This window comes from Streptosporangiales bacterium (assembly GCA_009379955.1).
Lineage (GTDB): Bacteria > Actinomycetota > Actinomycetes > Streptosporangiales > WHST01 > WHST01.
Map to the genome: position 1 here is coordinate 17,589 of WHST01000044.1, position 13,588 is coordinate 31,176.

Below are 13,588 nucleotides of genomic sequence, written 5' to 3' on the forward strand. Positions count from 1 at the left end.
GAACGGTGACGGGTGTATGAACCATACATTCGGCGGTCGGGATCATGGACAGGATGCACGTGTACCTCGTGCGGCGACATGCGTACCGTAAGGCCAATCCGACCGACCAGCCCTGCGCGGAGGACCTGTGTGATGCGGCACCGAGCCCACCCGGACTCGCGCTCGAACCTGGCCGTCCGCTGGCGGGGACCGGAGAGCCTGACGGTGGAGCAGGTTCCGTTCCCGTCGCGTGAACCGGACGAGGTCGTCGTCAAGGTGGAGAGCGCCGGAGTGTGCGGCACCGACGTGAGCGCCTGGCGCGGTGACGTCGCGCGCATCGACGACGGCACCGTGATCGGGCACGAGTTCGGAGGCACCATCGTCGAGGTCGGCGACGGGGTCGACCGGTGGGACGTCGGACAGCGCGTCGCGATCGATCCCAACGACGTATGCGACCGCTGCGACTCCTGCCGGACGGGGTCACTCGGATTCTGCACGCAACGCCGGCTGATGGGCATCGACCTCGACGGCGGCATGCGCGAGTACGTCGCGGTGAAGTCACAGCGTCTCGTCCCGGTCGGCGCGAACACCGATCCCCTCGCACTCGCGCTGGTCGAGCCGGTGGCCGTGGCGGTGCGCGCATGCGCCCGAGCGGGGGTCGTGCCCGGGACACATGTGGGCGTGATCGGCGGCGGATCGATCGGCACCGCGTGCGTCCTGCACGCACGAGACCTCGGTGTCCGCTCCCTCACGGTCGTCGAGTCCGATCCCGCCCGACGAGCGATCGCCGCCGCCCACGACGTCGCGGCGATCGCACCGGGCGAGCGGCCGAGCTCGCCGTGGGACAGCGTGATCGACACCGTGGGAACGAGCACGACCATCGGCTCGTCCCTGGGCCTCGTCCGGGCCGGTGGCACCGTCTGCGTCGTCGGCGTCGCCCACGACGGCTCGCTCCCGTTCGCCGAGAAGATCGTCCGGGACGAGATCACCGTCACCGGCTCGTTCTGCTACAGCCGACGAGATCTCCATGAAGCGGCCGACCTCGTCAGCCGCGTGGAGCTCTCCACCTTCGCGGTCGACGTCGTCCACGGTCTGGCCGATGTGCCCACCGTGTTCGCGTCGCTGGCCAACGGGATCCGCGGCCCAGGGAAGGCAGTCGTCGTTCCCTGACGTACCGGAGCCCGCCAGAACACACTGGATCTGCGTCGAAGGAGATGCTCAGTGAATCCCCCAGATCAGGCAAGCGACAGCACACTCTCGCCGCAACCCGTCGTCCGAACGCCGAAGGCGGGCAGGAGCCCCGTACGAGCCGCGGTCGCGAGCTTCGCCGGCGGCACGCTCGAGTACTACGACAACCACATCTACGCTCTCTCGGCCACCCTCGTCTTCAGTCAGGTCTTCTTCCCGAACGCGGGAGGAGTCGCCACGCTCGCATCGCTCGCGACGTTCGGCGTCTCCTACGTCGCCCGGCCACTCGGAGCGATCCTGATGGGCCACTTCGGTGACCGTGTCGGCCGCAAGCGCGTGCTGGTGTTCATCCTGGTCCTCATGGGCGCGTGCACGTTCCTCGTCGGATGCCTGCCCGGCTACGCGCAGATCGGCATCTGGGCGCCGATCCTGCTGGTCACCCTGCGCATCCTCCAGGGCATCTCCATCGGAGGGGAGACAGCTGCGGCGACGACGCTCACCATCGAGGTCGCTCCCCCGCGACGCCGCGCCTTCTTCACGAGCTGGGCGCCTGGCGGGATCGTCACCGGGTTCGTCCTTGCCTCCCTCGTGTTCATGCCGATACTCGCGCTGCCGAAGGATCAGCTGTTGAGCTGGGGCTGGCGGATCCCGTTCTGGTTCAGCGTGTTCGTCATGGTCACCGGATACATCATCCGCAAGAAGCTGGAGGAGCCGGAGGCGTTCGTCGAGGCGAAGGAGGAGAACGCGCTCGTCAGGGTCCCGCTGCTCGAGGTGTTCCGCTCGCACTGGTCGGCGGTCATCCGGGTGGCGTTGTGCTCGCTGGCGTTCATGGTCGACATGATCATCAAGGTGTTCGCCCTGTCTCTCGCGACGGGGGTGTACGGCATCTCCGCGAGCACGATGTTGTGGGTGCTCATCGTCAGCAACGTCTTCGCTCCGCTGACCCAGCCGCTCCTGGCGATGGTGTCCGACCGGGTGGGTCGAAAGCCGGTGTTCATCGCCGGGAACCTGGCCTGCGCGGGTTCGATCTTCGCCTACTTCGGTGCGATCCAGAGCGGCAACATCCCGCTGCTCTTCGTCACCGGATTCCTGTCCGTGTCCTGTGCCTACGCGGCCGTCAGCGCGGTCTATCCGTCCTTCTTCGCGGAGATGTTCAACCTCAAGGTGCGGCAGACCGGCATGGCGTTGGGCCTGCAGGTCGGACTGATCGCCGCCGGTTTCGGCCCCGCGGTCGCGATCGCGTTCACGGCCGGCACGTCCGACTGGCTGCCCGTCGCGGTGACCACGGCGATCGTGACGCTCATCGCCATCGTCGCCGCGCTCACCGCGAAGGAGACGTTCCGCGTCCCCCTGCACGAGCTCGGCGTCCCGATCGAACGCGCCGCCGCGAAGCCGAGCGGCTCCCCGTGAGACTCACCCACCGGTCATCCGTGGTCGACGCACTCCGAACGGCGCCGCCCGCGTCGATCGGGACGCCCTGCTTCGTCCGATGTGGCGTCGTCGTCCCGCAGATCACCACGGTGACCGTCGCGTCGGTCCTGACGCGGCTCGCCAGGACGGGTGCGGATCTCCTGCGTCGCACGGCAACGCAGGCGTGGCTCACCGCCAACCCCGGGTCCGTCATCGCGTCGCTGACCTTCGGTGACTCGGCCTCCGCACTGTTCGCCCTCTGGACCGAGCCCGGACACGGCGAGCCGCGCGAGCCCGTATTGACGCTGCGCGAGTTCCTCGTGGTCGGGACGACCGGCTCGGTCGAGGGCGCGGACATCACACTGCCGGCGGGTGACGATGTCGACGATGACGTGAGCTTCGAGGCGGCGGTGCGGATCGCCCTCGACACGGGCTGGTCGAGCTGGTCGTCCGGGGAGGTCCACGCGTGAGTGTCCCCTCGGCGCGACGTGAGCCCTACGGTGTGCTCTTCGTCGGCGGGATGCGTACCCACCTCGAGCTGTACGCGCCCAGGTTCGCGGCGGACCCTCGCGTCCGACTCGTCGGCGTCACGGACGAGCGCGGCATCGACGACGGCACCCGCCGGCTGAACGAGGAAGCGGCACGGTGGCTCGATATCCCGTACCTGCCGGACCTCGATGCGGCACTCGCCGACCCGGCGGTGTCCATCGTGTGCGTCACGCCCGCGGTGGAGCGTCGAGCTCGGGTGTTGACGACGTGCGCGGCCGCGGACAAGCACCTCTACCTCGACAAGCCTCTCGTCGCCCGGCGCAGCGAGCTGGAGCACGTCCATGCCGCATTCCGGGACTCGACGAGCACGCACCGCGCCTACTCGTTCGCGAAGACGCCGTGGCTGCGGCACGCGATCGAGGTCGGAGACTCGGGCACGCTGGGAACGCTGACCGGCATCCACGCGGAGGTGCTCTACGCCAAGGGGCAGCAGGACCTCGACACCCCGAGCGTCCGCAAGGAGACGGGTCATCCGACATACACGTTCTTCGACGCGAAGCGCGAGCTGGCCGAGATCGGGTTCTACGGCATCAGCGCCATCCTCCTGCTCTCGCCGAGCCGGGTGAGGTCGGTGTTCGCCCTTACCTGCAACTACTTCTTCGAGGGCCACGTGCGTCGGGACATCGAGGACTTCGGCACGCTGATGCTGCGGATGCAGGACGGGCTCGTGGCCAGCGTCACGGCGGGCAGGTACGGCCGGAGCAGCCACGCCCAGGGCGGAGCGCAGCGGATCAGGCTGGTCGGCACCCGCGGATCCGCTTCGTTCGACGCATGGGAGCGCAGGCTCGAGGTGAACGGCCGCGAGGAGGCCGTCCCGGCGACGACACACCCCGAGGATCCCCTGAGCATGTGGCCGAGTACCTCCACCGGCCCACCGACCGCGCCCAGGTGGGTCTCGGAGACGACCACGGTCGACTGGGAGCAGCAGGACGTGTCGGAGTTCATCGACGCGATCGCCCAGGGACGCAAGGATCGACTCGGGATCGACCACGCCGTTCGGGTGAACGAGATCATCCTCGCGGCCTACCAGTCAGCAGCCATTCGACAACCCGTCGACGTCAGCGGATACCTCGACGACCGAGCGGAAGACACTCCATGCACCTGATGACCTGCACGACCGACGGACGCACCTCCGTGCTGGCCGAGACCGCCGAAGGCCTCACGCGAACCGGATTCGACGACATGCTCGACATCGTCGACGGTGGGGCGGAGGCACTCGCCACCGCTCACGACAACTCGCGTCTCGCAGCGTCGCACGGGGAGTTCGTCACCGCCGACAGGGTTCTGGCACCGATCCCCCGCCCGGCACGCATGCTCTTCGCCGGGCTGAACTACCGGGACCACCTCGTCGAGTCCGGAACGGACCAGGTCCCCGAGTCGCCCCTGATCTTCGCGAAGACGTGGAACACGGTCATCGGGCCGGGTGACCCGATCGTGCTCGACTCCCGCGAGCGCGACGTCGACTACGAGGTCGAGCTCGGAGTCGTCGTCGGACGCGCGTTGGCGAAGGCCTCCCCCGACGAGTGCCTGGACTCGGTGTTCGGGTACACGGTCGTCAACGACGTGTCGTCTCGGCGGGTGCAGCTCGCCGACGCGCAGCTCACCCTCGGGAAGAACTTCGACACGTACTGCCCCATGGGTCCGGCGATCGTCACGGCCGACGAGGTCGCGGACCCGATGAACCTCGAGCTGACCTGCACCCTCAACGGACGGGTCATGCAGCGGGCCAGCACCGCCGAGATGCTGATGGGCGTCGCCGAACTGCTCGCGTTCCTCAGCGACCACACGCGGCTCCACCCGGGCGACGTGATCGGCACGGGAACGCCCGCGGGGGTCGGGTGCTACCGGAACCCGCCCGTGTACCTCGCTCCGGGCGACGTGGTCGAGGTCGCGGTCGCCGGTGTCGGGGCGATGAGCAATCCGGTGCAGGCGCAGTAGAGACGAGGCGACGATGACAGACGGTTCATCGGTGGTCTTCACCGACATCCCGGGCCGAGATCTCGATCTCGAGCAATCCATCCTGTCGTCCGCCGGCGTCGAGGCCCGCGTGATGGAGGAGGCCCGCCCCCTGGCCGAGCAGGTGGCGGAGGCGCGGGGAATCGTCACGCTCTTCGGACAGGTGCCCGCCGACGCCATCGGGGCAGCGCCCCACCTCCTGACCGTGGCGCGCTATGGCGTGGGCGTCGACAACATCGACGTGGCATGCGCCTCGCGGCGAGACGTCGTCGTCACCAACGTCCCCTCGTACTGCGAGAACGAGGTCGCGGAGCATGTGATCGCGCTCCTGTTCGCCTCGGCCCGCAAGGTCTGCGTACTCGATCGCGATGTCAGGGCGGGCAACTGGAGACTCGACCCGGCCCGACCGATCTACCCGATCGCGGGCAGGACACTCGGGCTCGTCGGTTTCGGCCGTACCGCTCGTGCCGTGTGTCAGAAGGCGCACGCGCTGTCTCTCCGGGTGCTGGTGCACAGCCCGAGGACGAGCGCGGAGTCGATCGAGGAGCTGGGTGCCGAACGGGTCGACGACCTCGCCACCCTGCTCGGGGCCTCGCACTTCGTGAGCCTGCACACCTCGCTGACCCCGCAGACCGAGGGATTGATCGGACGTGAGCAGCTGGCGCTGATGCGACACGATGCCTTCCTGGTGAACGCGTCACGGGGAGGTGTGGTCGACGCATACGCTCTCGCCGACGCGCTCCGCGCCGAGAGCATCGCCGGCGCGGCGCTGGACGTCTTCGACCCCGAGACTCCCCCTGCGGACCATCCGCTGCGCGGTCTGGAGAACGTCATCATCACGCCACACGTGGCCTACTACTCGGAGGAGTCGATGCTCAGGCTCCGCCGCCGGACGGCCCAGAACGTCGTGGCCGTCCTGACCGGGCGGATGCCCGGCTCAGTGGTCAATCCCGCGGTGCTGGAGAGTCACCGCTGGCGAGGTCGACTCGTGGAGAACGGGAATGGGGAACGGTGTGACGACGTGGCCGGCTCATCGGCGGGAACAGGCGAAGTACGCGCCGCCGCACCTGATTCCGCGCATTCGTGAACTCGGCCTCATCCCGTCGAGCGTCGACGACACGGACGTGACGCAGACGCCTCTGCCGGGTGGCGTCTCCGCACGCATCCACCGGGTGTCGTGGCACGGAACGAGCATCGTCACGAAGCAGGCGCTCCCCAGACTGGCCGTGCAGGCCACGTGGACCGCCGACCCCGCTCGGGCCGGTCGCGAGGTGGCGTGCATCAGGGCGCTGGCACGCGGACTCGGTCGACCGTCCTGGCTCCCGACGGTGCTGCTGTACGACGAGGCGAACTGCGCGTACGTGATGGAGTCCGCGCCGGCCGGGGCGCGGAACTGGAAGGACACCCTCCTGAGCGGCGACGTCGACCTCGACGTCGTCCGGAGGTTCGCCGCGATCCTGGCGGCGATCCACGCCAGCCCGCTCGACCAAGACGAGCGGGCGCTCTTCGAGGACTCCGACGCGTTCGTCGAGCTGAGGATCGATCCCTTCTACCGAGCCACCGCCGACCGTCACCCCCGCCTGGCCGGCGTGATCAACTCCGCGGGTGCGCAGCTGCTCCAGAACCGCACGGCCCTCGTGCACGGCGACTTCAGCCCGAAGAACATGCTCGTCTGGGACGACGGCCTCATCGTGCTGGACTACGAGGCCGCGCATCTGGGGGATCCCGCCTTCGACCTGGCGTTCATGCTCTGTCACCTCGCCCTCACCGCGCTGACGCTGCCCGAGAAGGCGCCGGAGATCCTGCATGCGAGCGACGCCTTCTGGACGCAGTACCTGTCGTCCACCGGTCGCGGCGATCTGGAGAGGCGCACGGCCCTCCACGTGGCCTGCCTGCTGCTCGCCCGCGTCGACGGCAAGTCGCCGGTCGACCATCTTCCGGACGACGCGGCGACGACGGCCGTACGGAGCGTCGCCCTCGCACTCCTGGACCGGCCCGCCGGCACCCTGGAGGACGTCAACCGGTTGATCCTGACCGCCGCACGGGAGATGAGCTCATGACGACGATCCGCACGGTACGCGCACGCGAGGTGCTCGACTCTCGGGGACGTCCGACCGTCCAGGCCGACGTGCACCTCAGCGACGGAACGCTCGGGCGCGCGTCCGTGCCGAGCGGAGCGTCGACCGGACGGCACGAGGCCGTCGAGCTGCGCGACGGTGGATCCCGCTACGGCGGTATGGGTGTCCTGAAAGCCGTCGAGTCCGTCGACGGCGCGATCTCCGATCGCCTCCGATCGGAGTCCGTCGACGACCCCGAGCGCCTCGACCGCGCGATGATCGAGGCCGACGGCACCGACGACAAGTCGGTCCTCGGGGCGAACGCGATCCTCGCGGTGTCGCTCGCGCTGGCCAGGGCCTGCGCGGCCCACCAGCGGCAACCGCTGTACCGGTACCTCTCCGCGGGAGCTCCCGTCACGCTGCCCCTCCCGATGACGAACATGATCTCGGGCGGCATGCACGCACGAAGCGCCATGGACATCCAGGACGTCCTCGTCGTGCCGGTGGCGGCGCGGACCTACTCGCAGGCGCTCGAATGGATCTCGGATGTCTTCCGTTCACTCGGCGAGTTGCTGGACCAGGCGACCCTGTTGCCTTCTGGTGTCGCGGACGAAGGCGGCTACGGGCTGTCGGTGACGTCCGAGGAGGCACTCACACTCGTCACCGAGGCGATCGCGTCGTCCGGGCACGAACCGGGGAACGACATCGCGATCGCCGTCGACATGGCGTCGTCCCGCCTCGTCGACTCCCGGGGTGGTTACCTGGTCGACGGGGACCGGCTGACCAGCGCCGAGATCGTCGACCGCGTCGTCTCCTGGACCGAGCGCTTCCCGATCATCTCCGTCGAGGACGTGCTGGACGAGGACGACTGGGACGGCTGGGTCGCCGCGACCCAGCGGTTGAGCCACGTTCAGCTCGTCGGCGACGACCTCTTCACGACGAACGTGCGGCGCATTCAGCGCGGCCTCGATCTCGGCGTCGCCAACAGCGTCCTCGTCAAGGTCAACCAGATCGGAACGCTGACGGAGTCTCGCGCGGCCGTCGCCCTGGCACGAGAACACAGCTACAGCACCGTGATCTCGGCACGCTCCGGCGAGACCGAGGACGACTTCCTCGCGGACCTCGCCGTCGGCCTGGACGGCGGGCAGATCAAGATCGGCTCTCTCACCCGGTCGGAACGACTGTCGAAGTACAACCGCCTCCTCCAGATCGAGGAGGAGCTGGGCGAGTCCGCGACGCTCGCGCGCCCGTTCGCCGCTGCGCGTACGGCGGGAGCCGGCGCGGTCAACCCACGACGAAACGGCTGAGAGCGTCCTCGTCGATCTCGATGCCGAGCCCGGGACCGGTCGGGACGGCGACGTATCCGTCCACGGCTCGGATCGGTTCGCGGCACAGTGTGTCGCGGATCGGGTTCGGCTGCTGGTGCAGCTCGAGCAGGGGAGACTGGTTGAGCGGTGTCGGCGTTCGGCTGTCGGGGAAGTCCCGCATCGTGGCGAGGAGGTGGAGCGCAGCCGCGAGTGCGATGGGGGTGCTCGACACCACGTGCGGGATGTAGTGGATGCCCCAGGCGTCGGCCAACGCAGCGATACGTCGGCATTCCGTGAAGCCACCGGCGTTGGCGAGATCCGGTTGGACGATGTCGACGGCCCCGCGAACCAGCAGGTCACGAAAGCCGAAGCGCGTCCACTCCACCTCGCCGCCGGCGATCGCAAGCCCGAGCGCGGACCGTAGCCGCACGTATCCGTCCAGGTCGGTGCACGGCACCGGTTCCTCGAACCAGACGACACCGAGGCGGTCCAGCTCCCGTCCGACGCGGAGCGCCGTGTGCACGTTGTACGCTTGGTTCGCGTCGGCCGCGATGACGAACTCGTCGCCGAGCGCCTCCCGGATGGCCGTGACACGACGGAGATCCTCACGCGGGTGGAGACCACCGATCTTCACCTTGAGCGCCGCGTACCCCTGCGCTCGGTACGCGAGTGCCTCTTCGACGGCTCGTTCGGGGACGGCCTCGTCCGCGAAGTAGTACGGCCCGCTGGCGTACGCCTGCACGCGATCGCGGTAGCGCGCGCCGAGCAGCCGCCACAGCGGGAGGCCCAACGCACGCGCCTTGATGTCCCACAGCGCCATGTCGACACCGCTCACAGCCTGCATGACCATGCCTTGGACACCGAACGGACTGAAGGACCCGACGACCCGCTGCCACAACTCCTCGACGAGGAACGGATCCTTCCCGTGCAGCACCGGAGCCACCTCCTGAGCCAGCACGGTCGCGACCGACCGTTGCGCAGGCCCGCCGCACTGCCCCCACCCGACCACCCCGTCGTCGGTCGTGATCTTCACGACGACCGCCACCCGGGTGGAGTTCATCCGTTGCGCATAGCCGTATGTCGTATCGAGCGGAGCGCTGAGCGTGAACGTCTCGACCTCGGCGATCCTCACGGCTCCTCCTCCCGAGGTGGCGTCACGTCAGCTTGAAGATGCGCTTCGGGATCCGGTAGGCGAGATCCACGATCGTCTCGGCGGCCTCGTCCAGGGGCAGACGATGCTCGGCGACCAGCTTGGCGAGGAAGGCGGCGTCGACCCGGCGTGCGACCTCGTGCCGGACCGGGATCGAGCAGAAGGCTCGGGTGTCGTCCACGAAACCGGCGGTGTTGTAGAAGCCCGCCGTCTCGGTGACGGCCTCCCGGAACCGCCGCAACGCTTCCGGCGCATCCAGGAACCACCACGGCGCTCCCAGGTAGACCGCGGTGCAGCCGCCGGCGATCGGTGCCAGCTCGCGGTAACAGCTCGACTCGTCCAACGTGTACACCACGAGCGTGAACCGGGGATCGTTGCCGAACTCCTCCACCAGCGGACGCAACGCGTGCACGTAGCCCGTGGCCTGCGGGATGTCCCCGCCGGTGTCCCGGCCATGCGTCGCGTGCAGCCAGGTGTTGTGATTTCGCACCGCACCCGGATGCAGCTGCATGACCATGCCGTCCTCGACGGACATCTGGGCGAACTCCATCAGCATGTGGCCCTGGAACGCCTCCGCATCGTCACTCGACGCCTCTCCGCGCAGACCCCGTTCGAAGAGGGCCGCGACGTCGGCGGGATCGAGTCTCCCGGTGCGAGCCGTCGGGTGACCATGGTCCGATGACGTCGCACCCGCCTTGACGAATGCCTCCCTGCGGCGACGGAGCGCGGTGAGATATCCCGCGAAGGTGGAGGTGTCCTCTCCCGCAATCTCGCCGAGCCGGGCGACGCGACCTGACCAACCTGCCCACTCCAGGTCCACTACGTCATCCGGACGGAACGTCGTGATGACACGCCTTCCCCACCCGTCCGAGGCGAGCGCCGCATGTGCGGCCAGGTCGTCGAGCGGCGACTCGGTGGTGGCCAGCACCTCGATGCCGAAACGCTCGAACATGGCACGCGGCCGGAAGCTCGACTCGGCCAACCGTGCGGTCAAGGCGTCGTAGACGTCGTCCGCGCTGCTCGGCCCCAACGGAGTCTCCACACCGAACACGTCGGTGAGTGTCCGCTCCAGCCACAGACGTGAGGGCGTACCTCTGAACAGGTGCCAGTTGTCTGCGAACGTCCGCCAGATCACCCGCCCATCGGTCTCGACCGGCTCTCCGGTGATGGTCGGCACCCCCAACCCGGCCGGCGGGATCCCCTGCGACAGCAGCATCCGGGTCAGGTAGTGATCCGGGGCGATGATCAACCGCGCCGGGTCGGGAAACGACGCGTTGTCGGCGAGGATGGCCGGGTCGACGTGCCCGTGCGGGCAGATCAGCGGCAGGTCACGAGCGTGGGAGAACAGCTCCCTGGCGATCCCACGCTGGGTGTGGTCCGCCGGGAACAGCAGGTCCGCGGACATTCGACCCCTACCCTTCTCCGGTGCAGGCGCGCGATGCAAAGGCTTGCAGCGAGAGCAAATCATCAAACCCGTCACGTGGTCAACAGCCCGAACGTCTCGCGCAACATGTCGCTACATGCCCTGAAACCACTCATTTCGATGAGATCGACGACGGAGGGAGTGCTGACTCAGGTGTTGACATGACTGCAAGGGTTTGCACTAATAGCGAGACGAGTCGGCCACGGCTGGGAGGTCACGCGTGCGGGCCACCATCCATGACGTCGCGGAGGCGTCGGGGGTGCACATCTCCACCGTCTCCCGCACCTTCTCCGCGCCGCATCTGGTGAAGGAGGAGACCCGGCATCGCGTCCTGCTCACGGCCGACAGCCTGGGTTACCGGCCCAATCGGGCAGCCAGCTCGCTGATCACCGGAAAGACGCACAACATCGCGTTGATCGTCGCGGACATCGCCAATCCGTTCTTCGCGCCGATGATCAAGGCGGCCGAGAGCCAGGCTCGTCTCCGCGACTACAACATCTTCGTCGCGGAGACCGACGAGGATCCCGGGGTCGAGGAAGACCTCGCGCGCGCTCTGGCCAAACAGGTCGACGGCGTCCAGCTGTGCAGCCCGCGCATGAGCAACGTCCAGATCGAGAAGCTCTCCCAGGAGATGCCTGTCGTCGTCGTGAACCGCCTGGTCACGGGCCTGCCTTGCGTGCTCATGGACGTCGCGTCCGGTGCACGGAGTGCGCTCGAGCACCTCGCCGGACTCGGCCACCGCGACATCGCGTTGCTCGGTGGACCTCGTGGTTCCTGGACGAGTCGCGAGATCGGCAGGTCCGCCGCCGCGGCGGCGCGGAGGCTCGGGGTGACGCTCACCGTGCTCGGCCCCAACCCACCGACCGTCGAGGGCGGATACGCGAGCGCAGAGCGTGCCGTCCGTGAGGGCGTCACCGCCGTGCTCGCCTACAACGACCTCGTCGCGATCGGCTTGATCGAGGGACTGGAGGCACAACAGGTCGTGGTCCCCACCGACGTGAGCGTCGTCGGCATCGACAACATCGAGATGGCCCAGCGGATTCGGCCCAAGCTCACGACGGTCGCCAATCCGACCTCGGCCGCCGGCCGGACCGCTGTCGACATGTTGCTCCAGCTGGGGGACGACCGTACGACGACCGCGCAGGTGACGCTTCAGACGGAGCTGATCGTCCGCGACTCGACCGGCCCCGGCCCGCACGCCAAGGAGCAGTCAGCAACGGAAGGTAGAGGTCGACGTCGGGGGCGCCGACGGACCGAGATGCGCAAGATGTAGAGCAGCAGGAGGCACTGCCAATGAAGACAAGGCCGCTTCTGGGGCTTCTCACGGCCCTCATCCTGGTGGCGTGCGGCGGATGCGCAGGCGAATCCGCCGATGCCGACGACCCCGTCACGTTGTTCCTTCCCACCGGCACCTTCGAGCGCTCGATGCTCCCCATCCTCGATGCGTTCACGAAGGAGACCGGCATCAAGGTGGAGCCGATCGCCGTCCCGGCCGAGGACGCACGGTCGCGCCAGGTGCTCGACATGAACACCGGCAAGGGCGACGTCGATCTGGTGCTGCTCGACGACACGGCCTGGATGGGCGAGGTGGTGCACAACCTCCAGCCGCTCGATGACCGCATCAAGAGCGACGACGTCAAGGTCGACGGCTACATCCCCGCGCTGCTCGACATCTTCGAGTCCGAGGGCAAGCAGTACGCCTTCCCGCTCGGGCTGAGCAGCCGTTCGCTGATCTATCGTGCGGACCTGTTCGAGAAGGAGGGACTCGAACCGCCGAAGACCTGGCAACAGTTCTACGACTACGCCGAACGCTTCACCAAGGGCGACATGTACGGCTTCGCCGGTCCGTGGGGCAGGACCACCACCTACGTGTCGGTGTGGCAGTTCATCGCCCGCAACTACGGGCTCGACGGGGTCATCGACGAGAAGGCCAAGAAGCCGCTGTTCAACTCCGAGGCAGGCATCGCCGCCGGCGAGCTCATGGTCGACCTCTATCGCAAGAAGCTGATGCCGCCGGACTCCATCGAGTTCGACCACGATGCCACCGTGGGCGCGATGCGTAAGGGACGTGCCGCCATGGCAATTCTCCCGAGCACCTACATTCCGGAACTCAACAAGGAGGATGCGTCACCGTACGCGGGAGAGTTCAAGTACGCCCTCGCGCCCACCCTGAACTCCGGCATGGAGGACAGCTACGTCGTGACCGGCTGGGGATACGGGTTGTCCAAGATCTCCGACAACCAGGACAACGCCTGGGAACTGATGAAGTACCTCAACAAGAAGTTCCAGACTCCCGGTGACGACGCCACCAAGGAGCAACTCAGGAGTCCCAACTCCGAGGCGGCGTTCGCACACCCCATGGCCAAGGAGATCTTCCCTGACGGCCAGGAGAAACTGGTCAAGGAGGCCCTCGGCCGGGGACACGCCAGACACGGCATCCCAGAATGGGTCGAGATCGAGAACCTGATCGCGGACGTGTTGTCGCGCGCATTCCTCGGGAAGACCACCGTTGCCAAGGGTTTCGCCGAGATCGATCCCAAGGTACGGAAGATCCTGGCGGAGTCGTGAG

The 13,588-nt window shown here is 68.0% G+C and carries 12 protein-coding genes; 10 read left to right on the forward strand and 2 right to left on the reverse strand.

Annotated features, from left to right (window positions below):
- Positions 1–78: 78 nt before the first annotated feature.
- The 8 genes from GEV10_14865 to GEV10_14900 are packed head-to-tail and all read left to right on the forward strand — an operon-like array spanning position 79 to position 8,446.
- Positions 79–1,149 carry an alcohol dehydrogenase catalytic domain-containing protein gene (locus tag GEV10_14865; protein ID MQA79737.1) on the forward strand — a complete coding sequence of 357 codons (1,071 nt, stop codon included), beginning with the start codon at positions 79–81 and terminating at the stop codon, positions 1,147–1,149.
- Positions 1,150–1,200: 51 nt separating this feature from the next.
- Positions 1,201–2,577: an MFS transporter gene (locus tag GEV10_14870; protein MQA79738.1), complete on the forward strand. Its 1,377-nt coding sequence runs from the start codon at positions 1,201–1,203 to the stop codon at positions 2,575–2,577.
- Positions 2,578–2,597: 20 nt separating this feature from the next.
- Positions 2,598–3,047: a hypothetical protein gene (locus GEV10_14875; GenBank protein ID MQA79739.1), complete on the forward strand. Its 450-nt coding sequence runs from the start codon at positions 2,598–2,600 to the stop codon at positions 3,045–3,047.
- Positions 3,044–4,231 (forward strand): hypothetical protein, encoded by a 1,188-nt coding sequence (locus tag GEV10_14880; protein MQA79740.1) that lies wholly within the window; start codon positions 3,044–3,046, stop codon positions 4,229–4,231. Before GEV10_14875 ends, GEV10_14880 begins: the two co-directional genes overlap by 4 nt.
- A complete protein-coding gene (locus GEV10_14885; GenBank protein MQA79741.1) occupies positions 3,898–5,064 on the forward strand; it encodes a 5-oxopent-3-ene-1,2,5-tricarboxylate decarboxylase in 1,167 nt (388 codons plus the stop codon). Before GEV10_14880 ends, GEV10_14885 begins: the two co-directional genes overlap by 334 nt.
- A 13-nt stretch (positions 5,065–5,077) precedes the next feature.
- A complete protein-coding gene (locus tag GEV10_14890; GenBank protein MQA79742.1) occupies positions 5,078–6,169 on the forward strand; it encodes a hypothetical protein in 1,092 nt (363 codons plus the stop codon).
- Positions 6,084–7,142 carry a phosphotransferase gene (locus GEV10_14895; GenBank protein MQA79743.1) on the forward strand — a complete coding sequence of 353 codons (1,059 nt, stop codon included), beginning with the start codon at positions 6,084–6,086 and terminating at the stop codon, positions 7,140–7,142. Before GEV10_14890 ends, GEV10_14895 begins: the two co-directional genes overlap by 86 nt.
- Entirely contained in the window at positions 7,139–8,446 is a 1,308-nt protein-coding gene (locus GEV10_14900; GenBank protein MQA79744.1) for a phosphopyruvate hydratase, read from the forward strand. Before GEV10_14895 ends, GEV10_14900 begins: the two co-directional genes overlap by 4 nt.
- Here GEV10_14900 and GEV10_14905 read toward each other — a convergent pair.
- Together GEV10_14905 and uxaC are read right to left on the reverse strand one after the other, a co-directional pair.
- Positions 8,424–9,578: a mandelate racemase/muconate lactonizing enzyme family protein gene (locus GEV10_14905; protein ID MQA79745.1), complete on the reverse strand. Its 1,155-nt coding sequence runs from the start codon at positions 9,576–9,578 to the stop codon at positions 8,424–8,426. The two genes, GEV10_14900 and GEV10_14905, sit on opposite strands and share 23 nt — an antisense overlap.
- Before the next feature lie 22 nt (positions 9,579–9,600).
- A complete protein-coding gene (uxaC, locus tag GEV10_14910; protein MQA79746.1) occupies positions 9,601–11,001 on the reverse strand; it encodes a glucuronate isomerase in 1,401 nt (466 codons plus the stop codon).
- 238 nt (positions 11,002–11,239) lie between these two features.
- Between uxaC and GEV10_14915 the strand changes: the two genes are divergently transcribed.
- Positions 11,240–12,292 (forward strand): LacI family DNA-binding transcriptional regulator, encoded by a 1,053-nt coding sequence (locus GEV10_14915; GenBank protein MQA79747.1) that lies wholly within the window; start codon positions 11,240–11,242, stop codon positions 12,290–12,292.
- A 20-nt stretch (positions 12,293–12,312) separates the two neighbouring features.
- A complete protein-coding gene (locus GEV10_14920) occupies positions 12,313–13,587 on the forward strand; it encodes an extracellular solute-binding protein (GenBank protein ID MQA79748.1) in 1,275 nt (424 codons plus the stop codon).
- Position 13,588: the final 1 nt, after the last annotated feature.

Bases quoted from the DNA above. Each gene is read 5' to 3' on its own strand.
- GEV10_14865 (MQA79737.1), top strand. From the start codon at position 79: ATGCGTACCGTAAGGCCAATCCGACCGACCAGCCCTGCGCGGAGGACC.
- GEV10_14900 (MQA79744.1), top strand. From the start codon at position 7,139: ATGACGACGATCCGCACGGTACGCGCACGCGAGGTGCTCGACTCTCGG.
- GEV10_14885 (MQA79741.1), top strand. From the start codon at position 3,898: ATGGGAGCGCAGGCTCGAGGTGAACGGCCGCGAGGAGGCCGTCCCGGC.
- GEV10_14890 (MQA79742.1), top strand. From the start codon at position 5,078: ATGACAGACGGTTCATCGGTGGTCTTCACCGACATCCCGGGCCGAGAT.
- GEV10_14895 (MQA79743.1), top strand. From the start codon at position 6,084: ATGGGGAACGGTGTGACGACGTGGCCGGCTCATCGGCGGGAACAGGCG.
- GEV10_14920 (MQA79748.1), top strand. From the start codon at position 12,313: ATGAAGACAAGGCCGCTTCTGGGGCTTCTCACGGCCCTCATCCTGGTG.
- uxaC (MQA79746.1), bottom strand. From the start codon at position 11,001: ATGTCCGCGGACCTGCTGTTCCCGGCGGACCACACCCAGCGTGGGATC.